The 26679-nt window shown below is 41.1% G+C and carries 21 protein-coding genes and 2 other annotated features (1 of these 23 cut by a window edge); of the genes, 10 read left to right on the top strand and 11 right to left on the bottom strand.

Features of this window, described 5'->3' with window-relative positions; translation table 11 throughout:
• Nucleotides 1-364 precede the first annotated feature (364 nt).
• The gene (locus MKY45_RS05045; RefSeq protein ID WP_341172629.1) at nucleotides 365-1435 is read left to right on the top strand and encodes a D-alanyl-D-alanine carboxypeptidase family protein; all 1071 of its coding nucleotides are present in this window, start codon (nucleotides 365-367) and stop codon (nucleotides 1433-1435) included.
• Between the two features lie 93 nt (nucleotides 1436-1528).
• Here the strand turns inward: MKY45_RS05045 and MKY45_RS05040 are convergent, their stop codons facing one another.
• Nucleotides 1529-1795, bottom strand: a complete 267-nt coding sequence (locus MKY45_RS05040; RefSeq protein WP_042532224.1) for a hypothetical protein — start codon at nucleotides 1793-1795, stop codon at nucleotides 1529-1531.
• A gap of 160 nt (nucleotides 1796-1955) precedes the next feature.
• On the opposite strand from MKY45_RS05040, the gene selD reads away from it, so the two are divergent.
• On the top strand, nucleotides 1956-3008 hold the full coding sequence (gene selD, locus MKY45_RS05035; RefSeq protein ID WP_042532222.1) for a selenide, water dikinase SelD: 1053 nt from the start codon (nucleotides 1956-1958) through the stop codon (nucleotides 3006-3008).
• A 23-nt stretch (nucleotides 3009-3031) separates the two neighbouring features.
• The gene (gene mnmH / locus MKY45_RS05030; RefSeq protein WP_332093843.1) at nucleotides 3032-4084 is read left to right on the top strand and encodes a tRNA 2-selenouridine(34) synthase MnmH; all 1053 of its coding nucleotides are present in this window, start codon (nucleotides 3032-3034) and stop codon (nucleotides 4082-4084) included.
• Between the two features lie 72 nt (nucleotides 4085-4156).
• Here mnmH and MKY45_RS05025 read toward each other — a convergent pair whose 3' ends face one another.
• Nucleotides 4157-4660 carry an LURP-one-related/scramblase family protein gene (locus MKY45_RS05025; RefSeq protein WP_289584771.1) on the bottom strand — a complete coding sequence of 168 codons (504 nt, stop codon included), beginning with the start codon at nucleotides 4658-4660 and terminating at the stop codon, nucleotides 4157-4159.
• 357 nt (nucleotides 4661-5017) lie between these two features.
• Between MKY45_RS05025 and MKY45_RS05020 the strand changes: the two genes are divergently transcribed.
• From MKY45_RS05020 to MKY45_RS05010, 3 genes are read left to right on the top strand one after another with little or no spacing between them, the layout of a single operon-like run.
• Nucleotides 5018-6631, top strand: a complete 1614-nt coding sequence (locus tag MKY45_RS05020) for a spore germination protein (protein ID WP_212928636.1) — start codon at nucleotides 5018-5020, stop codon at nucleotides 6629-6631.
• Nucleotides 6621-7847 carry a Ger(x)C family spore germination protein gene (locus tag MKY45_RS05015; RefSeq protein ID WP_256705746.1) on the top strand — a complete coding sequence of 409 codons (1227 nt, stop codon included), beginning with the start codon at nucleotides 6621-6623 and terminating at the stop codon, nucleotides 7845-7847. The genes MKY45_RS05020 and MKY45_RS05015 overlap by 11 nt, the downstream gene beginning before the upstream one ends.
• Before the next feature lie 18 nt (nucleotides 7848-7865).
• Complete coding sequence (locus MKY45_RS05010) at nucleotides 7866-8954, top strand: GerAB/ArcD/ProY family transporter (protein WP_042532215.1); 1089 nt, start codon at nucleotides 7866-7868, stop codon at nucleotides 8952-8954.
• Nucleotides 8955-8959: 5 nt separating this feature from the next.
• Here MKY45_RS05010 and MKY45_RS05005 read toward each other — a convergent pair whose 3' ends face one another.
• The 3 genes from MKY45_RS05005 to MKY45_RS04995 all read right to left on the bottom strand — a co-directional run bounded on the left by MKY45_RS05005 (nucleotide 8960) and on the right by MKY45_RS04995 (nucleotide 12244).
• Nucleotides 8960-9277 carry a hypothetical protein gene (locus MKY45_RS05005; RefSeq protein WP_042532213.1) on the bottom strand — a complete coding sequence of 106 codons (318 nt, stop codon included), beginning with the start codon at nucleotides 9275-9277 and terminating at the stop codon, nucleotides 8960-8962.
• A gap of 30 nt (nucleotides 9278-9307) precedes the next feature.
• On the bottom strand, nucleotides 9308-10768 hold the full coding sequence (locus tag MKY45_RS05000; RefSeq protein WP_256705745.1) for a CoA-acylating methylmalonate-semialdehyde dehydrogenase: 1461 nt from the start codon (nucleotides 10766-10768) through the stop codon (nucleotides 9308-9310).
• 117 nt (nucleotides 10769-10885) lie between these two features.
• Nucleotides 10886-12244 (bottom strand): aspartate aminotransferase family protein, encoded by a 1359-nt coding sequence (locus MKY45_RS04995; RefSeq protein WP_042532210.1) that lies wholly within the window; start codon nucleotides 12242-12244, stop codon nucleotides 10886-10888.
• Between the two features lie 198 nt (nucleotides 12245-12442).
• On the opposite strand from MKY45_RS04995, the gene MKY45_RS04990 reads away from it, so the two are divergent.
• The 3 genes from MKY45_RS04990 to MKY45_RS04980 all read left to right on the top strand — a co-directional run bounded on the left by MKY45_RS04990 (nucleotide 12443) and on the right by MKY45_RS04980 (nucleotide 16805).
• Complete coding sequence (locus tag MKY45_RS04990) at nucleotides 12443-14098, top strand: PucR family transcriptional regulator (protein ID WP_042532209.1); 1656 nt, start codon at nucleotides 12443-12445, stop codon at nucleotides 14096-14098.
• Between the two features lie 590 nt (nucleotides 14099-14688).
• On the top strand, nucleotides 14689-16314 hold the full coding sequence (locus MKY45_RS04985; protein ID WP_042532207.1) for a sodium/proline symporter: 1626 nt from the start codon (nucleotides 14689-14691) through the stop codon (nucleotides 16312-16314).
• 5 nt (nucleotides 16315-16319) lie between these two features.
• The gene (locus MKY45_RS04980) at nucleotides 16320-16805 is read left to right on the top strand and encodes a hypothetical protein (RefSeq protein WP_341172628.1); all 486 of its coding nucleotides are present in this window, start codon (nucleotides 16320-16322) and stop codon (nucleotides 16803-16805) included.
• Nucleotides 16806-17372: 567 nt separating this feature from the next.
• Here MKY45_RS04980 and MKY45_RS04975 read toward each other — a convergent pair.
• The 6 genes from MKY45_RS04975 to MKY45_RS04950 are packed head-to-tail and all read right to left on the bottom strand — an operon-like array spanning nucleotide 17373 to nucleotide 24554.
• Complete coding sequence (locus tag MKY45_RS04975; protein WP_341172627.1) at nucleotides 17373-18608, bottom strand: Zn-dependent hydrolase; 1236 nt, start codon at nucleotides 18606-18608, stop codon at nucleotides 17373-17375.
• A 17-nt stretch (nucleotides 18609-18625) separates the two neighbouring features.
• Nucleotides 18626-18844, bottom strand: a complete 219-nt coding sequence (locus MKY45_RS04970) for a hypothetical protein (RefSeq protein WP_341172626.1) — start codon at nucleotides 18842-18844, stop codon at nucleotides 18626-18628.
• 32 nt (nucleotides 18845-18876) lie between these two features.
• A complete protein-coding gene (locus MKY45_RS04965) occupies nucleotides 18877-20379 on the bottom strand; it encodes an NCS1 family transporter (RefSeq protein WP_256705741.1) in 1503 nt (500 codons plus the stop codon).
• 49 nt (nucleotides 20380-20428) lie between these two features.
• Complete coding sequence (gene hydA / locus MKY45_RS04960) at nucleotides 20429-21847, bottom strand: dihydropyrimidinase (RefSeq protein ID WP_212928633.1); 1419 nt, start codon at nucleotides 21845-21847, stop codon at nucleotides 20429-20431.
• A gap of 36 nt (nucleotides 21848-21883) precedes the next feature.
• Nucleotides 21884-23152 carry an NAD-dependent dihydropyrimidine dehydrogenase subunit PreA gene (preA, locus tag MKY45_RS04955; protein WP_042532194.1) on the bottom strand — a complete coding sequence of 423 codons (1269 nt, stop codon included), beginning with the start codon at nucleotides 23150-23152 and terminating at the stop codon, nucleotides 21884-21886.
• A gap of 28 nt (nucleotides 23153-23180) precedes the next feature.
• A complete protein-coding gene (locus tag MKY45_RS04950) occupies nucleotides 23181-24554 on the bottom strand; it encodes an NAD(P)-dependent oxidoreductase (protein ID WP_419880318.1) in 1374 nt (457 codons plus the stop codon).
• 1039 nt (nucleotides 24555-25593) lie between these two features.
• Between MKY45_RS04950 and MKY45_RS04945 the strand changes: the two genes are divergently transcribed.
• Nucleotides 25594-26142 (top strand): nitroreductase family protein, encoded by a 549-nt coding sequence (locus tag MKY45_RS04945; protein WP_193065229.1) that lies wholly within the window; start codon nucleotides 25594-25596, stop codon nucleotides 26140-26142.
• Nucleotides 26143-26228: 86 nt separating this feature from the next.
• Nucleotides 26229-26466: a binding site (T-box leader), on the top strand.
• Nucleotides 26467-26508: 42 nt separating this feature from the next.
• Nucleotides 26509-26679: a binding site (T-box leader), on the top strand; it runs 87 nt beyond the window's last position.

The raw sequence follows: 26679 nt of genomic DNA, 5'->3' as shown, positions 1-26679 counted from the left end.
AAAACAAGAGCCAATTTCACTGGTTCTTGTTTTTTTATTGTTCTTTTTCCTGAAATTATTTCTTCACTTTCCTTTCTTTTTCACTTCCATACATCATATAATATATATTGAAATGCAGCCTACGTTCACTGTTTAATAAGCAGAATTTATACTGCATCATTTCAAGGATTATGGGAATCAGCCTGCTGATTGTTTTCATCTTTTTTTCGAGTTTTCATATACCTCAAAACAGATTGGAAAACCATTCTCGTTACTGATTACCTGCAATTAATTTTTATAAAATAACTCTGCACTCCAAACTTATTTAGCAGATCATAGTGTTTGAGTTTCATTCATTCTATTAAAAGCAAGGAGTTAACATGACATGCGAGGAGTTAGTTGGATTATCCTTTCGGCAATTTGCTTTGTACTGATTGGCTGCGGAACACATGAGCCATCCCCATCACAGGAAGATGCTCCGGCATCGGAACAATCAGCACCTGAAGAGCAAAAAGATACAGATGATAAGCAAGCGGAAGGACAACAGACGGAAGAGCCAGAACAAGAAGAAACAGAGCCGCCTGATGCGGTGCTGCAGAAATTTGATACAGATGATGCTGTATTACAATTAAAGCAAGCACTAAATACCATCGGTTATGATTTAGAAGCAACAGATGAATTTGATGAAGAGCTTACTTGGGCTATAACAGATTTTCAATTGCAAACAGATGACACAGCTATTTCAGGTGTCTATGATAAAGCAACAAGAGAAGAGTTACTGCTTTATTATGAAAACGAAAAAAGTATTGAACCGGGAGAGGGCTTAGCTCCTCCCCCTGAAGAACCTGAAGTGACAGAAGCTGGAACAGAAGTTGTCGGTAATCCATACGATGAATTATCACTGGTGAATAAAAGCTTTGCACTTCCGGATGATTATATCCCTGAAGACTTGATTGTACCAGATGTGCCCTTTCCTTTCACAGAGGACTTACCTAAAAAATATCTGCGCGAGAACGCGGCACATGCCTTAGAAGAATTATTTGAAGGTGCTGAAGAAGCAGGATTAGAAATGTTTGCCCAATCCGGCTACCGTTCTTATGACCGGCAGGACGATATCTTTGCAGCGAATGCGGCACAGAATGGTGAGGATTATGCAAACACCTACAGTGCACGTCCCGGAGAAAGTGAGCATCAAACTGGACTGGCGATGGATGTTACCAGTGCAGAAGTCAATTTAGAGTTAGTAGAAGCATTTGGTGAGACAGAGGAAGGACAGTGGCTTGCTGAAAATGCTCCGGAATATGGCTTTATTATCCGTTTCCCTAAGGGTAAAGAAGATATTACCGGATACCAATACGAGCCTTGGCATCTTCGCTATGTCGGTGAAAAAACAGCGAAGTATATAACTGAACAAGGGATTACACTGGAAGAGTACTATGAAGAACAAGCTGAATAAAGTAATGAAGAAAACACCTTGAGAAGCAGATTTTCAAGGTGTTTTCTTTATCGAATAAAATGAATCGATATGTCATAATCACATTATTTATTTTTAAAATAGGAAGATAATCAATACAAAAAGAGAAGGAATAAGCAGCATTTCAATAATCAAAGGAATCCGCATTTTTCCGGCAGTTTTATATATCGTAATTAAATGCGCCAAAGACAAAATAGAAAAAACGGCCGCAAACAGATAGACAGAACCAATTGCAATATTCGTAGACAGAATAAGTATAGCTAATAAAAACAATACTAGTACTTTAAGCACACTGAATAAGATATCTGCCTTAAACCATGCAGGTATCTTTTTATTTTCCATTACATCGTCCCCCATTCCATATACATGTTATCGTATCATATTGGCGCACAGGATGGTAAGAATGAAAGTAACTGTTCACTTCTAAATTCCACCAAACATTCCTTTTCCTACTGATATGTTAAAATAGATATGGAAAATTAAATATAGAAGGGTTGATTATATGAATAATAATGAGTCTATAAAACTAACCGCTTTATCTTCTAAGGGCGGATGCGGATGTAAAATCGGACCGGCTGATTTACGGCAGGTTTTACAAACCCTCTCCCCTGCGACGGATAATCCTAATCTATTAGTCGGCTTGGATACCAGCGATGATGCAGGAGTTTACAAATTAAATGACGACACAGCCATTGTTCAGACACTCGACTTCTTCACTCCCATTGTAGACGACCCCTATTCTTTCGGGCAAATTGCCGCTGCAAATGCGATCAGCGATGTCTACGCAATGGGCGGAAAGCCGATTACAGCATTGAATATTGTTGCTTTCCCAATTGCTGATCTAGATAAACAGATTCTTTCCCGTATCTTAGAAGGCGCAGACAGCAAGCTGAAAGAAGCTGGCGTGGCCTTAGCCGGCGGACATTCCATCGACGATAAAGAACCAAAATTCGGATTGGCTGTTACTGGAACAATTCATCCTGATAAAATCCGCACAAATAGTGGCGCAAAACCCGATGATGTGCTTATTTTAACCAAACCAATTGGTGTAGGGATTTTGACGACTTCTATAAAAAGAGGCTTGTTACAGGAAGCAGAAATAGACCGGGTAACTAACGTCATGGCAGCATTGAATAAAACGGCTGCGGAAACAATGGATAACTATGAAATACATGCTTGTACCGACGTTACCGGATTTGGCTTGCTTGGACATGCTTCGGAAATGGCAAAAGGAAGCAACGTCGAAATCCAGATTTCAAATCAGCACGTACCTGTTTTGCCAAGAGTAAAAGAACTTGCGGAGAACGGCGCAGTGCCAGGCGGTACGAAGAATAACTTTAACTATTTAAAAGAGGATGTTACCTTTACGGAATCACTGGATCAGATTGACCAGTGGATACTATGTGATGCGGTTACCTCCGGAGGCTTACTTGCTGCTGTAAAAGAAGCAGACGCAGAAAAATTACTTTCGGATCTGCAGGATAAAAATATCGAGGCAGCAATAATTGGCCGCGTCACTGATAAGAAAAATGGACATATCACGGTTGAAGAATAATTCGTTTATTAGGAAGTGAAAAAATGTTTCAGGATATAGAGTTACTTGATTTATTAAAAAAACAAAAAGAAGAGACTATTTGCTTAGTTGATGTGCGCTCTCCACAGGAATTTGCTGCATTTCGTATTCCAGGAAGCATCAATATTCCTGTTTTTGATAATGAAGAGCGCGTTGAAGTAGGCACGGTTTATAAACAAGTCGGCCCTGAAGCAGCAAAGGAAAAAGGGCTAGAAATCTTCTCTATCAAGCTGCCGGAATTTATTGCCCAGTTTCAATCTCTTGGGAAAAAAAAGATTGTTTATTGCTGGCGCGGCGGCATGCGCAGTAAAACCGCTGCCACCGTTGTCGATTTAATGGGTCAACAGGTTTCCAGATTGAATGGCGGCATTCGCTCTTACAGACAATGGGTGGTAAACAAGTTAGAGCAGCAGCCGTTTTCTCCCAATATGTACGTGCTGAATGGTTATACCGGATCCGGAAAAACTATTTTGCTGCACAGGTTAAAGCAGCATGGCTATCCTGTGCTTGATTTAGAAGAAATGGCAAACCACCGAGGGTCTATCTTTGGCCAAATTGGACTGGAACCGAATAATCAAAAAACATTCGAGTCTTTATTAGTCCAAGAAATGGAACGCTATGACCAAGCGCCTTTTGTTCTATTGGAAGGAGAAAGCAAACGTATCGGCAAGGCGACACTGCCTTTGTCTTTACATGAAACAAAAGAAGCCAGTATGCAGCTGTTTATCCATTTGCCTTTAGAGAAACGAATTGAAAATATATTACGTGAATACAATCCTGAAGAGCATCAAGCGCAAATAATCGAAGCCTTCGGGCGAATACGGAAGCATATTCACACCCCTGTAGCGAAACAAATAGCGGAGGACTTGGAGCAGGGTAATTTCCCATCCGCTGTAGCGCTCCTGCTGGAATATTATTACGATCCCAGATATGAGCATACGCTCCACCACTATCCAGAAGACAAACAAATGCATATCTATGCCGATGATTTAGACGAGGCTTTCAATGCAGTTGTTAACTTAATCAAACAGAAAGAAAAGATAAATATCAAGCTGTAAGCAGTATTTGGATAAACTCTCCTCTGATTAATCGAGGGGAGTTTATTTATGCATTGAGCAAAATTTGAAACTTCAGTTCGTGAACGACGAAGCAGAAGCAGCTCCTTTTTCGTCAGCCTTCACACAATCAATGGCGACAACCAGTGCAATCATGCTGGTTTCCATCTCTTCCTTAACAACTTGCACCTTATAGCTGTCTCCCCAACTAAACCACTCTTTGCTCACTTCCCCGATGATTTCACCGTGCTGATATACCTGAAAGTTCATGTCCCACCAATTCCCGCGCACTTCAATCCCTGCCGCATCAATGGTATAACGCGCTTTGAAAAAGGAAAGCCCCTTCTTGATTGCTAACACTTCCTTTCCATTTACCTCCACAAAAAACTTCGGTAAAAAGCTGAGCGTTTTTTTCGTTATAAGCGCTACTTCCTCTCCAGTATCATTCTTAATGGAGAAAGTTTTGGGAATTTTCATAAAACTTCCTTCTACGTAATAAACATCTTTTTCATCCTGATTCTTTACGCTAAACTTTTCATTTAAACTAAATACTTTTTGCTTTATATAGAGTTGTTTCATCCTCATGTCTCCTTTATTATTCCGATTATATCTGAATTTTGCTATGGAACTTCAATTTCTTTTTTCACGCAGTTTAGAAATACATTTATTATGTATTACTTAAATTAAGCTGATAAAGTTTCATTCTATCTTCTTTTTATCAACTATCACCGAAGTATAATTTATAAAATGAAACTTCACTCAGTGGGAGTTGTCGGACGGTTCTCCGTGATAAAGCTTTTAGACAAGATTTTAAAGAACATTGCTTCCTCATTTCCAAACAACATCTCTCACTTAAATATCAGAGTCTATTTCATGCATAAAAAGTAATTATCTGAACAAATTAGGGATAATCCCAACAACGAGGTGTTCTGTGCTATGTCCTATCGTAAATTACGAAAAAAGATGCATTATAAAGAGCAAATTCCAGATTCAGCAAGCGATACCCAAAAAAGCATAGACACTTCGATTACTGAAAACCTGAACTTCATCAAACAAAAAACAGGCAACAGCCCTGATATCATTATCCGCACGCTTGCTATTAGTCACGATCCTAAGGTATCTGCTGCAATCATTCACGTGGACGGGCTGGTGGACAATCCTACGATAAATGAGTTTTTGGTGCAGACAATGGAAGATAGCGTGCAGGAAAAATTACAGGACGAAGATCTTTTTACCGTTTTCACCGAAAAAGTAGTTGCGGTTGGCAGTTTAGAAACGGTTAGCGATTGGGATACCTTATTTCAATCGCTGCTATCTGGTGACACAGTAATTCTCCTGGATGGAAAAAACGAAGCGCTGATTGCCAGTACCAGAGGCGGAGAAAGGCGTCCCGTTGAACAGTCTGATTCCGAAATAACGTTACGCGGATCCAAAGAGGGATTTACGGAATCCATTAACACGAATACTGCGCTCGTGCGCCGAATTATCAAAAACCCGAATTTATGGGTAGAATCCATGAATCTCGGGAAGCAGACGAATACAGACCTATCGATTATGTATATCAACGGGATAGTTGATGAAGACATAGTGAAAGAGGTCCGCCAACGCTTGGGACGGGTCGATCTCGATGCCATCCTTGATTCAGGCTATATTGAACAGGTGATTGAAGATGAAAGTTCAGGGCTGTTCCCAACAGTTACTCATACGGAAAGGCCGGATGCGGTTGCCGGAAACCTTTTGGAGGGCAGGGTGGCTATTTTTGTCAACGGAACCCCCCATGTGTTGATTGTTCCTGCTATTATGATTCAATTTTTTCAAACACCGGAAGACTATTACGTGCGCTTCCCAATTAGTACTTTGATTCGGATGCTGCGCGTTTTCATGTTTTTGATTTCATTAATAGGCCCTGCTTTTTATGTAGCAGTTACCACCTTTCATCAGGAAATGATTCCAACAGACCTGCTTGTTATTATTGCCTCACAGACGGAATCCGTACCTTTTCCTGCGATTGTTGAAGCGCTGATAATGGAAGTCACTTTTGAGATTCTTCGGGAAGCCGGCTTAAGGATGCCGAACAAAATCAGTGCGACCATCTCGATTGTCGGAGCACTTGTTATCGGGCAAGGGGTCATTCAGGCCGGAATCGTCTCTCCCGCAATGGTCATTGTCGTGGCAACTACAGCCATTGCCAGTTTAGCTACTCCAAATTATGACATCGCTATTTCAGCCCGTTTACTCCGCTTTGCATTTATGCTGGGTGCAGCGATTGCCGGGTTTTATGGAATCATCCTTGGATTGATTATGCTGATTGTTCATCTCGTCAGCTTGCGTTCATTCGGGATCCCCTATATGGCACCATTTGCACCATTGATACCGAAAAGCTTGAAGGATTCCATTATGCGCGGTCCGATATGGTCATTCAACGAAAGACCGAAGTCCTTAAATCCTCAAAATCGAGTTCGCCAGGGTACGGATCAAAAACCTCTGCCTCCGATAAAACGGGGAATGATGAGAGCGGAGACGAAAGAAGGAGATAAAAATGAGTCGTAAATGGATAATTCCTTTTTTCATGGCAGCCTGCCTCCCTTTCCTTTCTGGATGTTGGAGCAGTATCGAATTAAAAGAATTAGCGATTGTCTCGGCTTATGCGCTTGATAAAAAGGAAGATGGCACATATGTTGGCACATTTCAACTAATCAATCCAATGAACGTGCCCGGGGCGCTTCAAGGAGGAGCATCCGGGCAAAATCCAAGTATTGCCACCTATACAGCAACAGGAGACAATCCGCTGGAGGTAGCTGATCGGGCATCCACCATTGTTTCAAGAGACCTCTATTTTGCACATACCAGTCTGCTGGTCATCAGCGAAGAGCTTGCCAGAGAAGAAGGGCTTTCCTCTATTTTAGATGCGATGGAGCGGGGTATTGAGTTTCGGACAACGACGAAGATAGTGATTAGCCGGGATGTGAAGGCGGGTGAGTTCGTTCAAGTTTTAACGGCGATTGATCAGGTCCCTGCTGAAAAAGCAATTAAGTCCTTAGAATTCACTGAAGAACTGTATGGAGAAAATATAGCCACCAATCTCCAGAAATTCATCAATGCAGCTGTTTCGACAGGAAAAGAGCCTTTGGTCAGCGGTTTCTCTGTGGAGGGTGATATTGAAAAAGCGAAAACGATGGAACAACTGCAATCATCAGATGGATCAGCAACCATTAAAGTAAATGGCATGGGCGTTTTCAAAGAAGGCAAACTGGTTAATTGGATTGATGGCGAAAAGAGTGAAGGAACACTTTGGGTATTAGATCAAATTCGGCAGGCACCTGTAAACATTGATTGGGAGAATCATGAAGATGCCATCTCCTACAAGGTAGTACGCCAAAAAACAAATGTAGCGACAAAAATAAAGGATGGGAAACCGGCGATTTCCGTCCATATCCGTGCTGAAGGAGACCTCCGAGTGATAGAGGTGCCAGTCGATATAACTAACCCGCATGTATTATTCCGGATTGAGGGAGCATTGCAGCAGAAAATTCAGGCAGAGGCCAAAGCTGCAATTGAGGAAGCACAGAAAACCAAAACGGATATCTTCGGCTTTGGTGAAAAGCTGCATCATTCCGAACCCAAGGTGTGGCAACAGTTTGAAAAAGAGTGGCAAGATGTGTATTTTCCTGCATTGGACGTCGATGTGACAGTGGAAGCCTTTATTCGCCGTACTGGGATGCGAAACAATCCGTATCTTTTTGATTTGAATAAGAAAAGCGAATAAAAAGGAGGGAATTCGTTTATGGAAAAGGCAAAAATCAGCACAAGCCAATTGTTTATCGTTATGATTTTATTTCAGCTAAGCAATTCGCTGCTGATTCCACTTGCGATGAGAGCAGGCCGAGACAGCTGGTTAGCGATTCTTATCGCGACGGCGATAAGTATCTTCTTATTTTTTATCTATCGGGCGCTTTATCTGTATTATCCTTCACTCTTGCTGACGGACTATACAGAAAAGCTGATTGGCAAGGTTTTAGGACGAACATTGGCATTCCTGTATATCCTCTTCTTTTTATATTCGGCTGCGAGAGTATTACGGGAATTTGGTGTCATGCTGCTTTCTTTTGCCTTTCCAGAAACTCCTCTATTCGTTGCGAGTGCTCTGATGATTCTGGTGGTTATTTACACGATATATAAAGGAATCGAGGTCGTTGCCAGAACAGGAGAACTGCTTTTTGTCGTCATGCTTATGCTGGCATTCTTTCTATTTCTTCTTATTGCTATATCCGGCTTAATCGATATCTCCAATTTAAGACCGACTTTGGAGGATTCGCCAAAAATTTTAAAAACGGTCTTTACAGAAACGCTATATGTTCCCTTTGGTGAAATCATCGTATTTACAATGATTTTCCCATACTTAAATCAAGCAAAGAAGTTAAAAAAAACGGCTGTGGCGGCAATCAGCATAACTGGTGTCGCTCTCGCGTTCACCACCATTTTAAATATCAGCGTTCTTGGCGTCCCGCTTATTGAGCGTTCTCTTTTCCCTTTATTAACAACTATTCAGTCGATTGAAGTTGGAGAATTTTTAGAACGTCTGGACGTTATCTTTATTCTAGCTCTGATTATTGGAGGTTTTTTCAAAGTAGCGGTATATACATACTGTGCCCTTATAGGAACAGCAAGTTTATTTAATATCAAAGAACCCTCGAAGCTGGCTTATCCGCTTGGAATAACTGTTTTATTTACATCCATGGTTATTGCGAGCAATTATTCGCAGCATATTGAAGAAGGGCTAAATGCATTTCCAATCTATGTTCAGCTTCCTTTTCAAATTATTCTTCCTGTTTTCTTGCTTTTTATTGCCTTTATCAAGAACAGGAAAAAGTAAGCAAATTAGCAAATATGAATAGCTATCCAAATACGGATAGAAAAATGTTTAAAGGCTGATTGGAGAGTGATAGAAGTGAAAATCCTAGGTATTTCTCTGACTATGTTCATCCTATTAGCGGGTATTTCTTTTGGTATTGACTTTATAAAAGGATATAAAATACCCGCTATCAAATCGCTGAATCCTTTGTATGTGATGGAAATTCCTGAATTGGCAATCATGTATCTCCTTCTTCTTTTCTTATTTGTCGATCCTGTATTATCTTTTTTGCAAAAAAAACGCAACCGGAAGTAATGAAAAAGGAGCTTACCAATAGCCATCATGATAAGCTCCTCCATATACTATAGAGAATGTCAAATCCACTTCGTCGTAATCACTTTTTTCCTCGTATAAAATTGCAGCCCATCTTTTCCATTCGCATGCAAATCTCCGTAGAAAGAGTCTTTCCAGCCAGAGAATGGGAAAAATGCCATTGGGGCAGGCACACCGATATTGACGCCAAGCATTCCAGCATCAATTGTTTCACGGAACTGCCGAACCTTTCCGCCGTCTCTTGTAAAAATACAAGCGCCATTCGCAAAGCGTGATTGATTCGTTAAAGCTATCGCATCATCCAGATCTTTTACACGAGCAATTGATAATACGGGTGCAAAGATCTCTTCTTTCCAAATATTCATTTCCGATGTGACATAATCAAAAATGGTTGGGCCTACAAAATAGCCTTTTTGTTTTACAGCTTCGTCTTTTCTGCCGTCACGAATCAGCTTTGCTCCTTCCTTTTCTCCCGTTTCAATATAATTTAATGTCCGCTCTTTATGCTGTTCGCGAATGACTGGACCCAGGAAAACCCCTTCGTCCAGGCCATTGCCAATTCTAATTTCATTGGCTTTTTGAGTGAGACGTGCGATAAACGCATCTGCAACAGATTCCTCAACAGCTACCACAGATGCGGCCATACACCGTTCCCCTGCAGAACCAAATGCTGCATTCATGATTTGGGTCGATGCATTTTCTAAATTCGCATCACGTAATACAATGGAATGGTTTTTTGCACCAGCAAGTGCTTGCACACGCTTCAGATTATCCGTTCCGCGCTTGTAGACATATTCTGCTACAGGCTGGGATCCAACAAAAGAAATCGCTGCTACCTGTTTGTGATCTAATAAACCGTTTACTACATCATGAGCACCATGAACGATGTTAAATACGCCAGCAGGCAACCCCGCTTCTTCCAGTAATTCTGCTAACCGATTCGCTAAAAGTGGTGTACGCTCTGACGGCTTCATGACAAACGTATTTCCAGTTGCAATGGCCATTGGGAACATCCAGCACGGCACCATCATTGGAAAATTAAAAGGAGTGATTCCAGCAATAACACCAATTGGATAACGATACACACCAGATTCCAAGTCGGTGGCAATCGATGGAAGCTGCTCTCCCATCATGAGGGAAGGAGCTCCGGCAGCGAATTCTACGTTTTCAATCCCTCGCTGCACTTCCCCATACGCTTCCGTATAGCTTTTTCCATTTTCAATGGTAATTAATTTTGCCAGCTCCTCCCAATTGGCAACGAGTAATTGCTGATATTTAAATAGGATTCTTGACCGTTTAGGTACAGCCACGTCCTTCCATGTTTCAAAAGCTTTGTGAGCAGCCTGGATTGCATGTTCCACATCCTCTTGCGTCGAGATAGGTACATTTGCTATTGTCTCTCCAGTTGCCGGATTATAGACAGGTGCCGTTTTATCTGTCTTTGCTTCCATCCACCTTCCTCCAACATAGTTTTTTAATTCGTTTACTTTTGTTTGAGTCACCTGAAACCCTCCCGATATTTTAATCAATATTCTCCATTAGAAGATGTTCATCCCGGAATAGCAGGATATATATGCTTATTCTTAGGTAATAAGCTTTCGTTCCTTATTTAAAAAACATTAATTTACTTTTTCATGAAATACTTTTTTCAAGACGTTAATCATAAAATCAAAATCATCATCCGTACTGGACAATGGCGGGCTGAGTGTCAAAATATTATTATGCCCGGCGACGGTATCACCGTTTTTCCCAATGATTAATCCATTTGCCTTGCAAGCAGCAATCAATCCTCCTACACATTCTGGGGAGGCAGGCTTTTTGGTAAGCTTATCTTCAACGATTTCTATGCCGATAATCAAGCCTAAACCGCGGATATCACCTACAAAGTCAAGATTTCGAAGATCATCCAGACCGTTTAAAAGACGATTCCCTGCTTCCGCTGAACGGTTAAATAAATTTTCTTTTTCCATAATTTCAATGTTTTTTAATGCCAAAGCACATGCAGCGGGATTACCGCCAAATGTATTTACATGACGAAAATGACTATTTTCTTTACCATCCTTAAATTTTTCATAGATGTCTTTTCGAACAGCTGTAATCGATAATGGAAGATAAGCACTCGTAAGCCCTTTTGCCATGGTAACCATATCCGGTTTTATATTAAAATGCTGATGTCCAAAAGCTTTTCCTGTACGGCCAAAGCCGCAGATAACCTCATCGATAATAAGCAGGACGCCGTGACGGTTACAAACCTCTTGTACCTTTTCTACATAAACAGGATCTGGAACCAGTACACCGCCTCCTGTAATCAGCGGTTCCATAATAACTGCTGCAATTGTCTCCTTCTGCTCCCAAATAATCGTTTCTTCTAATTCTCTCGCTCGCGCTATATTATAATCCTCTATAGACATGCCTTCTGGTTTACGATAATTATCAGGTGGAGCAACATGTAAAAATCCGGAAGTAAGCGGCTCGTATTTATATTTTCTCAATGCTTGACCTGTTGCTGACAACGCTCCAGCCGAGCTGCCATGATAGGCACGATAGCGTGAAATCACTTTATAGCGGGTGCCCTCTCCCTTTTGCTGGTGATATTGACGAGCCATTTTGAAAGCTACTTCATTCGCATCGGAACCACTATTGGAATAAAAAATCACATAGTCCCCGCCAAGCATTTCGTTTACTTTTTCCGCCAGCTCAATGGCAGGACCATGGCTTTGTGTCATTGGCACATAAGCCATTTTCTTGATTTGTTCATACGCAGCTTGTGCTAACTCTTCCCGGCCATATCCTACATTGACACAAAAAAGCCCGGACATTCCGTCTAAATACTGTTTTCCTTGATGATCTGTAATCCAGGAGCCCTTCCCCTCTTCCACGACCATAGGCGGATTTTTTTCACTATACGGCGAAATATGATGCCAAACATTCTGACGATCTCTTTCCACTAAAGATTGTTTCTTCTGCACAGATTCCATCCCATCTTCTCCTTTCTGTACTTCAAATAATTAAAACAATCTGGTCAAACAGCATAGATTCATATCTGAAATTTTTGAACTTGACATAATATTAGGTATATTACATAGTTTATTCTATAACCAATTCATTTATTTTTCATTTTACAAAATGTCAATCATTTTACGTTCTGCTTTAACGAAATGAGGGGGCTCATATAAATGGAGAAATGGAGTATTCAAGTAAAGGACGTTCTTTCCAGGGATTTATTCCAACATGCCGTCGTAGTTGCCGGCAAAAACGGATTACACCGTGAAATTAAATGGACACATATACTGGAAAGCGGAGATATGGAATCTTTCATTAACGGAGGTGAATTAATCCTGACGACAGGCTCCGGGGTGAAATTTGACTCTCCAGAAGGCCTTTCCCACTTGGACAAATTGCTAAATAAGAATGTCGCAGGAATATGCATTGAACTAGGCACCCATGTTAAAGAAATCGCACCTGAAATTATTCAATACGGCAATGATCATGACTTACCTTTCATTATCTTCAACGAAATTGTTAAATTCGTAGACATCACCCAAGATCTTCACACCGTCATCATTAATCATCATCACCATATGCTGAGCCAACTCTATCATTTTTCAGAAAAATTTAATGAACTTTCCTTATTGCCAAATGGAACCTTAACTATTTTAAAAGAACTATATGCATATTTTAATGTACCGGTCTTATTTGTATCATTCGACTCAAAAGCTGATTACTATCCTCCAAAGATGAAAGAGCAAACACAGTTGATGAAAACGCGAATCAAACATGCCAAGATGCCAAGCCCCTATACAGGCTGTAAACTGGACAAGGATGATTACACCATTTTTCCTGTTAAAGGTCTCGGACATACCTGGGGATATTTATGTTTACAGATAGCCCCTGACACATTAGATAAATTCTCATTCTCTATCATTGATCGGGCAGCCCTGGCAATCGCACAAATTATGCTTCGGAATAAAACGATAGAAGAACGGAAACAAAATCAAGAAGAAGAGATTGTCAGAAGGATGTTAAAGGGAAAAGACATTGATGGCAGTGAAATCCAAAAAATATTGCCTTCTCCGGCAAAGAACTTATCTTATCGATTATTTTTGATTGACACGAACTCCTATAATATAACCAATAAAGAAGGCAATTGGGAGGAAGCCAAGCTGCAGCAAGCGATGATTATCCGCTCCCTGTTTCGAAAAAACGGGTTTATTCCTGCTGTAGCTGTCGGCCGGAATGAAACGGCTGTTATCGCTGCCTTCTATAAGCAGAAGAATGCCCCAAAAGATACGAATCGATTGACAGAAATTATTAATGAACTAAAGCATATGCAACAAAAAGAAAATTTTAATGGTAATCCATATACTTTTGGAATCAGTAATATTCATCTTGATTACGATACTTCTCCTACCAGTTATAAAGAAGCAAAAGATGTGATACTCATTCAAAACGCTAAATTAATCGAGACACATTTTTATGAAGAAATCGGTGTTTATCGCTTATTGATTGAAATGTATAACAGCAACAAGCTGGAAGTATACGTACAGGATTATTTAGGAGCAATTTTGCAATATGATAAAAAAATGAAAACAGATCTGCTTTCCACACTTTCTGTATACCTGAAATGTATGGGCTCCAAAAAAGAAACCGCTAACAAATTATATATTGTACGGCAAACCTTGTATCACCGTTTAGAAAAAATTGAAGAGTTACTGAGAACTAACCTTGCAGAGCCAATCAACCGGCAAGCAATCGAACTGGCATTAAGCGCTTATTATCTATTGAATTGGACATCGCTGGAGGAAGCATATCCCAATATAAAAGAACTTTGATAAAAGGAAACTTCATTAAATATGAGACGAAAAGAAATCCCAGCGGAATAATATTAAACTATCGAAGCGTTACCGGCTGCCCCGCTCCCGCTTAAAACTGACTTTTTCCTTCTCTTCATGCGGAAAGCTCACAGTCAGTTATATTGCATTAAATTGCTTTTAAGGGATTCCTATCTAATTCATAGACACTTTGTAAAATAAGGCTAGTACCCGTTTGACATTTTGCTGATTGTGGTAATTTAGCAGTTACTTTATAGTCAAATTAAATTACGTTAATTTTGAAAACAACAAACAATTTAAAAAGGGCGGTAACAAACTGATTATCTGTTCGAAATTAGAGGGTTATTCAATGATACACCTTAATTCGCAAATCATCTTTTTTTTACGTCTTGTTTTATGCTTACAAATCAGGAAAAGGGCGGTGAGTCTATGTTTAATTTGCCTCTAGAAACCGTATTATTAATGCTGCCATGGCCTTTCATATGGGTTACGCTGGCTCTGGTTATGTATTTTAAATTGCGGCGCGATGAAAAGCGCGAAAATCATAATGAATAAAGTATAAGACGTTAACAGAAGGGACTGGTTATGAAATGAATTTGGATATTATCATTTTTTTCACCTATCTGTTGGGAATGCTTGGGATTGGTTTATATTTTACCAGGAGTGCTTCTGCATCTGCTGATCATTATTTATTAGGCAACCGAAAAATCGGAGCTCCTGTCACTGCAATAAGTATGCAGAGCACATCTATGAGCGGTTTTATGTTTATGGGCGGACCTGCGCAAGCCTTTCAAGAGGGCTGGCATGCATTATGGTATGCCATTGGAGATGCCGGCGGATCTATTGTCAATTTATCTGTACTGGGGAAACGGATGAGACGATTATCTCAGCTTCTCGGAGCACTCTCACCAATCGAATACTTGGAGAAACGTTTTGAAAGCTTTGGAATACGCGTTTACGGCGCAATTATCGCAATCATATTTCTTTTCGCTTATGCATTCGCCCAGTTTATTGCTGCCGGTAAAGCATTATCGGCAATGTCAGGATTTCCGTATGAGTGGGCACTTATTCTTGGTGTAGGGGTTATTGTGATTTATACTGTGGCTGGCGGCTATCTTGCTGTGGCCGTTAGTGGTTTCATTCAGGGAATTATTATGCTGATTGGAGTCACGGCTATTGGTATTATGGTCTTGCCAAAGGTTGGCGGCCTGTCAGGCCTGAATGAACAATTGGCGGCGATTGACCCGACTTATTTAAGTATTTGGGGGAAAGACTTGATTTATTATGGCCAGTGGGGAGTGATTATAGGAGCTGTACTTATCTATGCCATTGGCTACATGGGGCTTCCACATGTCACGGTAAGACATATGTCGATGCAAAATGCAAATACAACAAAAAATGCAATTATTTGGTCTGCTGCCTTTAATCAGTTGTTCACATTTACACCGTATATTTTAGGTTTATCAGCTATTGTAATTATGCCTGTTGTATCGGATCCCGAAATGGTTATTCCAGAACTCGTATATATATTCTTCCCAGGGATATTGGCTGCTGTTTTACTTTCAGCCATCATGGCGGCAATTATGTCCACCTGTGATTCCCTGCTGATGCAAGCAGGTACGACACTTTCGCGTGATGTTTATCATCGTTTTATCAATAAAAAAGCCAGCCATAAACAGTTGCTTTTGGTATCCAGACTATGCATTTTATTTGGGGGCATTATCGGCATTATTGTTGCAACTTATGAACCTCCAACCGTATTTGCTCTTGTTGTGTTTGCCTTTGGTGTACTGGGAAATACATTCCTTGTTCCTTTTATCGCTTCCGTCTATGCAAGAAAAGCTAACAAAATAGGAATCCTTTGTGCCATGATCAGCGGCTCCATAATAAACATTGTTTGGGAGCTGTTCGCCTTACAAAATGCAAGCGGATTACATCCATTTTTAGCCGGCTTAATTGCTTCTCTCATTGCAATGTTTATTGGGAATCAATTTGGCACTCCTCCTTCCGATCCTATTCTGGAGGCATATGATTTAGCCAAGCAAAGTAAAGAGATTCCAAAAAATCTGGAAAAAGGGATTTTTGAAGACCTTGCACCGGAAGCACGTAATATTTCTAAATTTATCCAAAATCAGGATAATACAAATGCCGTTGAGAGAAAAAGGGATAAAGATATCGAAATAGAACCTGAAATCAGTTTAAGGTTAGAGGGGTAGATAGCTTGGGTGCTAACGTGTTAACACAATCTGTCGAATTTAATAAAGAACAAATTGAATCAAGTTTTAAGTGGTTACACCCTCATGCTAATTTTATTGCAGAACGTATCGTCTACTATCCTTATTATTATTTTTGTTATAACGTAAAAGCTAAACGCCTTTTCCTCCCCTTAAATGAAAAAGTAGGATGTGCCATTGATTCGATTAGCGGCAAGGGATCGCTCATTGATTATAAGCCGAAATGGAAAGCGATTGAAATTTCAAAAGAGCAGCAGATGCCCGAAATGTACTCCTTGGAGGATTGCACTTCCATTTCTGAATCATTCATCTATCGGTCTTTATCTTTAAAAATGAGAATGATATCATTTCCAGAACTAAAGAGAGAACAGCAACAAAGATTTTATCGTCCTTACTGGGTGGTTTGGAATGAAAGAGCTGAATCGTCGGATTTCATTGTTGATGGGGTGTCCGGACAATTTCATCCCTTGTAAAAATAAATGATAATAAAGAAAAAACAAGGATACCGCTTGGTCTTTAAATCACCGGTATCCTCGCCGAGCAGATGTCCACTCCGGGGAGTCGCTTTCTGCGTGCAACGCTTCAGCCTCCTCGGAAGAATACCGCTTCCTGCTCAGGTCTACCTGTTGCTTTTCCCGCAGGAGTCGACTTCCCGGAGCTCCCATCTAAGTGGAATTATGTTTTATTTGCTTTTTCACAAAGAAATAATGCAAATTCTAGTGATGGTTTTGATGGGACGAGTAATCGCAGTCCCAGCCCCAGTGGGAAGACCCCGCAGGAAAAAGTGTTCTTCTTTTTTCTACCCACGGGGCATAAGTGCGGCTATGCTTCTGTCTGCGCCTGCCGGCTTGCCAATCAGCAAGTCTTCTTTAAAGGAGATGAGCTCGGAGCCCACGGAAAGCGGAGTGTATTTCTGGGGCCTAAGATTTCTCACCCCGCGAAACCCGTTGGAGCGGCTATATTCAGCATTTTTTTATGCTTTCTTATTCTTTAACAAAAACAGGTAAAGGAAAAAAACCTTTACCTGTTTTTGTTACTATCTAATTCATTGTTAAATCCAAAACAGTCTGCAAAACCACGTTTACCCCTCGCTCACAATCTTCCCATGCAGTCAATTCATCTTCGGCATGGCTTTTTCCGTTAACGCTTGGTACAAAAATCATGGCAGCCGGCAGATAGGTCGCAATAAATTGTGCATCATGCCCTGCACCGCTTGCCATCCGTTTATAGGAGCAGTTCAGGGATTTACAGGACTTCTCTAAAGCGTCCACTAATTTGTTATTAAACCATACGGTATCACGGTCCCAAAGCTTCTTTATTGTAACATCACATTTTTCTTTGGCCTCCGTTTCCGCTAACCCTTGAATGATTTCTTCCACTTGGCTGATTACAGCCGCTTCTTTATGCCGTGCCTCCAGCGTGAAAATTACTTTATTCGGGATAACTGTATGGATATTCGGGCTCACATTCATTCGGCCAATCGTGTAAACGAGATCATTATCCAGTTTACTCATTTTCTCCCGTATTTCATTAATCAGATTATTAGAAGCAAATAAGCTGTCTTTTCTCATGGACATGGGCGTAGTTCCTGCGTGATCAGAATCACCAATTACCTCAATTTCATAGCAGCACATCCCCACCACACACTCCACAACACCGATATCAATGGATTCACTTTCTAATACTGGACCTTGTTCAATATGCAGCTCTAAAAAAGCTTCTGCCTCTGTTAAGCGGTTTTCTTTCCTTCCTTCATATCCGCTTTCTTTTAAAGCTTCTGCAAAGGTTATCCCGTTTTTATCGACCGACCGGAGCATGTTGCCCTTATCAAACTTCCCAGACATGACTCCCGAGGACATTAACGAAGGTTCAAACCTTGCACCTTCTTCATTTGTAATATTCGCCACAACCACTGGAATTCGTGGTCTGATATTACTTTCGACCAAGGTTCTCACTACCTCAAGCCCAGTTAAAACACCTAATACGCCGTCAAACCTGCCTCCTTTTTCCACGGAATCTAAATGTGATCCGATTACGACCGGTGGCTTATCATTTTCTCTCCCCTCCAGCGTTGCATACATGTTTCCCATATCGTCCCATTTTACAGTCAGGCCCAGCTCTTCACAAACCATTTTAAAATGGTTTCTCACTTTTATATCCGTTTCGGATAATGCCAATCGGGTTACACCATTATTTTCAGTTCTCCCGAAATCTGCAAAATCTTCAATGATTTGTTTTAGCCTCTCCCCATGAATGAATATTTTTTGTTTTTCCACTATATCTCCTCCCGCATTTATTGTTTTTGCAGCTGATGTTTGATTAGTAATGTCGTGATATATTTTCTGCTGTCAGCATTCTCAAGCAGGATGGACTGCTTCTCTGCCATACCCTCTTTTTCCAATTCGACCATATCTCCGTCCAATGTTCCAACCACGGAAGTGATTTTATAATTATTTTTCATCCATGCATCAACAAGCTGTTTTTCCTGTAAAAATTCTTGATAACTTGACAATGAATAACCTCCTCGTCCCCTAAATCATTCTGTTATTTGGCAGCTGTTTCCTCCTTTTCTGCATCCTCATCTAACGACCAATCCCTGCCGACGGTAATTCCTAAATATTTGTCATCATCCGGATCCGTAATCTCTGCTTGCGGGAATTTGTGGAAGTACCAATATTTCGTCAGCACATAGTAAACTGCTGCAGCAACTATAAAGCCGACAATAAACGAATAATTCATAAAGATTAAAGCAACAGCGCCGCCAATGGCCCAGGAAATAAAGCCAACGATGTTTACGCCGCCATGAAAGCGATATTGGCCCCTATTCTTATATAAGTCAGGAACATTCACTCTTCGTTTTCGGAGCAAATAGTAATCTGCAAACAGGATACCGCTGACCGAGGATAAGATGGCACCAATAATCAAGAGAACCTGCGTGAGTATTTCATAGACGCTCCAAGGCTGAATGACCGTACCGACAATGCCGGCAACAAAAACAGCAACTGCATGGGAAACTTTTGGACCTAAGACATTAGAGAAAACAGCAGCAGCAGGTAATACATTTGCAGCTGTATTCGTGGACCACTGTGTCAAAACTATCATAAAAAGTAACATTGCAAGCATCCACCCAGATGCGGTATCCTGCAGTGCTGTAACTGGATTCGAGGTCCCGGCAACAATAAATGCTGCGGCACCAATCATAATCATAAATGCTTCTGTAAGAGGAAGAGCGACGAGACTGCCGATTAAGGTTGTTTTATTCCGTTTAAACCAATTTCTTTCATACTTAGGAGCTTTGAAATGGCGGGAGATGGTCGGGATATCGCAGCCCAGTGTTGCCCAGAATCCCATATTAGCGAAAAGCACCACCATAAATGCCGTGAATGCAGCTCCCCCGGTTACCGGACTTGCTACCCAGGCCCAGACATCTGCCCCTTGTGCCTGAATATCTGCATTTAGTGTTTGGTAAATAATTAAAGACATGACAATAATAATTGGCGCAGCTACATCTGCAAAGCGTTCTACCCATTTGATGCCGGAAGCAGTATTGATAAGCTGGACAAGCGCAAAAACAAGGTAACATAACAGCCAATTATCAAATCCGGCAAACATCGTATGCAGTATTGCATTAATCGCTGTTGCACCGAAATAGGTGTTAATCCCGAACCAAAACGATGCCGTGACTGCTCTCGTTAAAGAAGGAATATGCGTCCCTACCGTTCCAAACGGCGCCCTCATATAAACCGGGAAGGAAATACCATGCTCTACACCGATATCACCAATAATGGTAATAAACGCTCCAATTGCTATACATCCAATCAACGTAGCTAAAACCACCCATGGCAGCGATATACCCTGGATGCCTGAAGCACCAATATCAAAAGTTGCCAGCAGGATGGCCATTCCTATCCACATCGCAAAAAATCCCATTACCCCAATCTTTCGCTCACCATGCTTCACCGGAAGTAAATCTGGAGACTTTAAGTAGGAATTACTTTTATCCTTTCCCTGCAATGCAATCGCCTCTCTCCTCTTTGATGAATCCAAAAAGCCGCTTCATCCCTCTCATTCCGCAAGCAGCTATGGATTGTTTATATTAACTTCTAGGTGCTGTTTCCTGCTTGTTCGTATGCGCAGAATCAAATTTAGCTCGTTTTAAGAACTTGCCTGCTCCTGGTTTAGCAACCAGCTCTTTATCCTTAATGACATACTCCCCGCGCGATAAAACGGTAACAGGCTGCCCAGTTACCTTCATTCCCTCTAAAGCGCTATAATCAACGGCGGAATGATGTGTACCTGCGGATATCGTACGCTCCACATTTGGATCGAATAACACGATATCTGCATCTGTGCCGGGAGCAATCGTTCCCTTTTGCGGAAATAAACCAAACAGTTTCGCTGCTTGCGTTGACACCATGTCTACAAATTGATTCATAGAAATGCGTCCTTTTTTCACACCTTCTGAAAATAGAATACTAAAGCGGTCCTCAACGAATGGTCCGCCATTTGGAATCTTGGTAAAGTCACCTTTTCCTAAATCCTTTTGTCCATCAAAGTCAAATGCACAATGGTCGGAGCCTATCGTTTGCAGCTCCCCGCTTTTCAGAGCATTCCACAGCACTTCCTGATTGGATTTATCACGTAATGGCGGAGACCACACATATTTTGCTCCTTCAAAATCAGGCTTTTCCAAATAGGTTTGGTCCAGTACCAAATATTGCGGACAGGTTTCCCCATAAACAGAGAATCCCTTACTTCTGGCTTCCGCAATTTGCTCTACCGCTTCTTTACAGGTGACATGCACAACATATAATTGGGAATCAGCCAGCGCAGTCAGTTTTGCTGCCCGGCCCGTGGCTTCCCCCTCCAGTTCTGGCGGGCGGGTCAACGCATGATAGATTGGATCGGTATTCCCTGCTTTTAATGCTTCTTGCGTTAAATGTTCAATTACGTCCCCATTCTCAGCATGCACCATTACTAATCCACCGTGGTCTCTAGCAGTTACTAAGGTTTGAAAAAGTGTTTCATCATCTGCTTGCAAAACATTTTTATAAGCCATAAATACTTTAAAGGAAGTAACTCCCTCCTCTTCAATAACCGCAGGAATCTCCTGTAAAATCTGTTCGTTTGCTTCCACGATTTGCAAATGAAATCCATAGTCGATTACTGCCCTGCCTTCTGATTTGGCATGCCAAATTTCCAGAGCATTTTTTAATGTTTTTCCCTTCTCTGTTAAGCAAAAGTCAATGATTGTTGTTGTCCCGCCATGCGCAGCAGCAATGGTTCCACTTTCATAATCATCTTTTGTTACTGTACCGCCAAATGGCATTTCCATGTGCGTATGCGGATCAATGCCTCCAGGAAAAACGTAAAGTCCTGTTGCATCAATAACTTCTGCATACACATCACTTAAATCCTGTCCAATCGCTTTCACTTTTTCATCTTCAATCAACACATCCGCTTGATATATGTCTGCTGCTGTAACAATCGTTCCATTTTTAATAATTTTTTTCATTTTCGATTCCTCCAGTAAAAATCTAAAGTCTCGCAATTAGCGTTTCTCAAGCATATGAATTGCTGCCTGGCGGTCATTCCAGGACATCGGCGGTTCCGTTGGTGTCAAATCAATCATGTCGATTGCTCCCTCTACCGGACAAACAATCGAACATAGATTACACCCGACACAGTCCTCCTCTCTTACACGTAAAATAGCATTTCCATCTTTATCTGTAAGCATGTCGATACACTGATGAGACGTATCTTCACAGGCAATATGGCATTTATTACAATTAATGCAGACATCATTGTTAATACGGGCCACCACTTTATGATTTAAATCCAGATTGCTCCAGTCTGTGTACTTTTCCACAGATTTTCCGATGATGTCGCTTAAAGCATCTATCCCTTTTTCATCTAAATAATTTTCCAGCCCCTCTGTTAAATCCTCAATAATCCGAAATCCATGATGCATTGCTGCGGTACATACTTGCACACCGCCGGCTCCCATCAGCATAAATTCCACGGTATCCTGCCACGTAGAAATCCCGCCAATTCCGGATATCGGAATATTAACTTCCGGATTTCTTGCGCATTCTCCGACCATATTTAAGGCAATCGGCTTCACTGCCGGTCCGCAATACCCGCCATGCGCTCCTTTTCCATTCACATTTGGAACCGTGTTCCAAGTATCTAAATCTACCCCTATCAAACTATTGATTGTATTAATTAAGCTGATGGCATCTGCCCCGCCCCGAGCAGCAGCTTTTGCGGTTGCTGTTATGTCCGTAATATTTGGCGTGAGCTTCGTGATAACCGGAACCTCTGCCGCTTCTTTGGCATACATCGTAGTTCTTTCTACCAGATCCGGATGCTGACCAACAGCTGCACCCATCCCTCTTTCAGACATCCCATGAGGACAGCCAAGATTTAATTCAAACCCATCCACTCCAACATCCTGCACTCTCTTTACAATCTCATGCCATTTTTCCCGCTCGGGTTCTACCATTAAAGAAGCAATAATTACCCGGTCTGGATATAACTTTTTCGTTTCATAGATTTCCTTTAAGTTTTCCTCCAATGGACGATCGGAAATCAGCTCTATATTGTTAAAACCGGCAACCCGCTGCCCGTTAAAGTGACTTGCACCAAAGCGGGAGGTGACATTTAATATAGGCTCACCCAATGTTTTCCATACTGCTCCTCCCCACCCAGCTTCAAAGGCACGCTGTACTTGATACCCGGTATTGGTCGGGGGCGCAGATGCCAGCCAGTACGGATTAGGTGATTTGATTCCAGCGAAATCAATACTTATATCAGCCATTTTCATCCTCCTAATCTTGAAATATCTTTTAAGATCTTTCTGTTACAGATTGCTTGAAACGCTCATGGACCGCCAGCGCTGTATCCTTTCCCTGCTGGGCAGCCGTCACCACCATTGCTTCTCCAATTCCTTTTCCAAAAATCACATCTCCTGCAGCATATACTTTGGGATGAGACGTTATAAACGTTTCCGGATCAACCTTCACAACGCCTCCACTATGCTCCAGACCAAAGGCCTCAATGATTCCCTGATGCCTCGTTTGTCCGATAGCCTTCACTACGATATCAATATCCATTAAGAATTCAGATCCTTCAATTTCCACTGGCCGAGGCCTTCCATCCTTCTCAGTCTCTTGTAATTCCATTTGTACGCACTCCATTTGTGTTACATGACCATTTTCATCACCGATAAGACGTTTCGGATTGGTAAGCCATCTAAATTCCACGCCCTCCTGTTTGGCAAACTCGTATTCAAAATCATAAGCAGTCATTTCCTCTTCCGTTCTGCGGTAAAGTATCTTTACGTTATCCGCGCCAAGTCTGACTGATGTCGTAGCTCCATCAATCGCTGTATTTCCTGCCCCGATGACCGCAACACGCTTTCCGATAAAATCCTCTGGATAATTCCCATTTTTTGATCTTTCCACTAAATCAATGGCATCGAAGTTCCCCTCTAATTCTTCCCCTTCTATTCCAAGCATTGGAACTTTGGACATTCCAATAGCAAGCACCACCGCATCATATTGATCAATAAGATCCGCCGGAAAAATATCCTTGCCAATTTCCGTATTCGTTCGTATTTCTACACCTAAATTTCTCACTTGCTCTACTTCCCAGAAGGAGATATCCTTAGGCAAACGAAAGGGAACAATTCCAAATGTATCTAACCCTCCCGCTTCCCTTTTTGCTTCAAAAATAGTTACTGTATAGCCTAGCCGGGCTAATTCGCGGGCTGTTGATAAGCCAGCAGGACCGCTTCCAACGACAGCGACTGTTTTTCCATTCTTTTTGCCAGCTTGAAAGAGAACCGCTTCATTTTTAATTGCCCAATCTGTCGCAAATCGCTGCAAATCCCCAATAGGAATGGGCTTCGTAGCGTCATTCAGGACACAAGCTCCTTCACATAATTCTTCTGTCGGGCAGACTCGGGCGCAGCTAGCTCCAACCGGATTGGAATCCATAATTGTTGTTGCAGAGCCCTTCAAGTTCCCAGAAGCAATTTTTTTAATAAATCCCGGAATATCAATCCCTGTCGGACATGCAGTAATACAAGGCGCATCATAACAATATAAGCAGCGATTCGCTTCATCCAATGCCTCTTGGGAATTAAAGCTTGGTTTCGTTTCCTCAAAATTCGCTGTAAGCACCTCACCAGATATAAAATTCTTTAATAAATCACTCAAGAAACAAACCTCCTTTAAAATACATTTCAAAAAAGATTAATTAAAATAGAAAGTTATTATATACTTATGTGGCAAGCTCTCAGTAAATTACCATTTCAACAAAAGCAGGGGTTTTTCTAAAAACTAATTATTAACTCAACTTTCGCACCTAAAAAGTAACGTCATTTCTATAGAAACAGGAGTTGATTGTTCCTTCGATAACCCCCTTGACAAAGATATAGAAGGCGAAGTGTAAAGCACCGGTCCGCCTCCGCTAGTAGGGTATTCTATACGTGAAAAAACAACTCACCAAACAGAAGTTTAATCAGATAGAACATATTTTTCATGCTGTATGGTAAAATGTTCGACCAAGATTACTTTCTGTGCTTCGAAGCGATTCCCTGTATTTCATATCCATCCTGTCATGATTGGATTGTTCAGACGAAAGCTGCTATTTCATTCAGCTCATTAAAATCTTATTTCTTTCATTCGCTGTAGAACCCTATCAGAGCGCAGGCCAACCACGCAGACTCCTATAGGAACAGGGCGAGCTGAAGATCCACTTGAAAAGCGGGTTTCTTTTCAAGTTAGCTGAAGCCGTCCCCATGGAAAGCGGAGTGGTTGGCCGGAGCGGAGCTATGCACCATCACCAATTCCAAAAAGACCGGATATTTCACCAAAATGCAAGCATGATAATGGAGAACACGTTCCCCCTGGAATAGCAAGATATATATGCTTATTTTTAGGTATGAAAGTCGAGTTATTAGAATTCGCGCCGATTTTATAGAGGGCAAAGATAGTGTGAGGTAAAATAAAAATGAGTAAAACGTATATCTGCTGAATTTTAAACACCTATTTAATATTATAAAATTTACAATATTCCCATTCATTGGACAAATGGTAAAATAGTCGTTATTATTTTTAGGCGAACTGTAATTATTTTTAGAAATACTGGCGGTTCTTTAAACACACGGTTAAAAATTCATTTGCAAAAATTTTATAAATTCGGTACAATTTAATTGATAATAATTATCAATTAAATTGTATAGGAGTTTATTTCATGAGTAGAACAGAACTTGCAAGATTAATTCGGGAACGCCGTGCTGTCAAAACAGGATATAATAATAAAAAAGTGACCAAAGAAACAGTTATGCAATTATTAGAGGAATCAATCTGGGCCCCTACCCATGGAATGAGACAGCCTTGGCGCTTTCTGTTCGTTGACAAGGATCACCTTCCCAGCTTTGCCAAAAAAATTGCATCTACATATCCTGAAGAAAGACAGGAAAATCGAGAAAATTATCTGAACGAGCCAAATGCTATTCTAGTCGTCATTATGGAAACCTCCGATATCCCCAAACAATGGGATGAGAATTTTGGTGCTGTTTCCGCAATGATCCAGAATTTTTGGCTGCTGGCATGGGAAGAAAAGCTAGGTATTGTCTGGAAAACAAATCCGCATATCTATGATGAAAAAGTAAAAGACATTCTCGGTGTGAAGGAAAACGAAAAAATTGCCGGTTTTATTCACATGGGTTACTTTGACGAAGTACCCGAAGAGAAAGAACGTATCCCGTTGGCAGATAAATTTGAAGTATTTGAAGGATAGGAAAATCAGATAATTTCACCTTTTTTCTATAAATCTATTGACAACCTCCTGTCCTTTCGTTTAGTATAGATTTCAATCAATTAAATGAAGTGGCGTTGATGAAGAAGAGTAATTACAGGTGAACTCTAAAGAGAGCTGATGGCTGCTGTGAATCAGTGAGTATCCTTGTAATGAATGGACTTCGGAGCTCCAAACCGAAACAATATCGGAGTAGGCTTTGGCGGAATGGTTTCTCGTTATGGAAACTTAGAAGATAGTAATCTTCTTTTAGAGTGAGCTGCACGTCAGCTAATAAAGGTGGTACCACGGTCCCTCGTCCTTTTATATATGGATGAGGGGCCTTTTTGATTTTTATGAGACAATATATTACAAACGATGATGAAGAGTAGTAAATAATTTTTCATGCATAACAGAGAGCTGATAGCTTGGTGGAATATCAGTATGCAGGAATTATTGAATGGACTTCAGAGTGTTTTTCCGAAAAATGCCCGCTGGCAAATGGAGTAGGAAAAAACGTATTTCCGACGTTACACGGAT

The sequence above is a fragment of the Oceanobacillus sp. FSL K6-0251 genome (assembly GCF_038004725.1).
Taxonomy (GTDB): domain Bacteria; phylum Bacillota; class Bacilli; order Bacillales; family Amphibacillaceae; genus Oceanobacillus; species Oceanobacillus oncorhynchi.
This window is presented reverse-complemented; position numbering and strand designations above follow the sequence as displayed.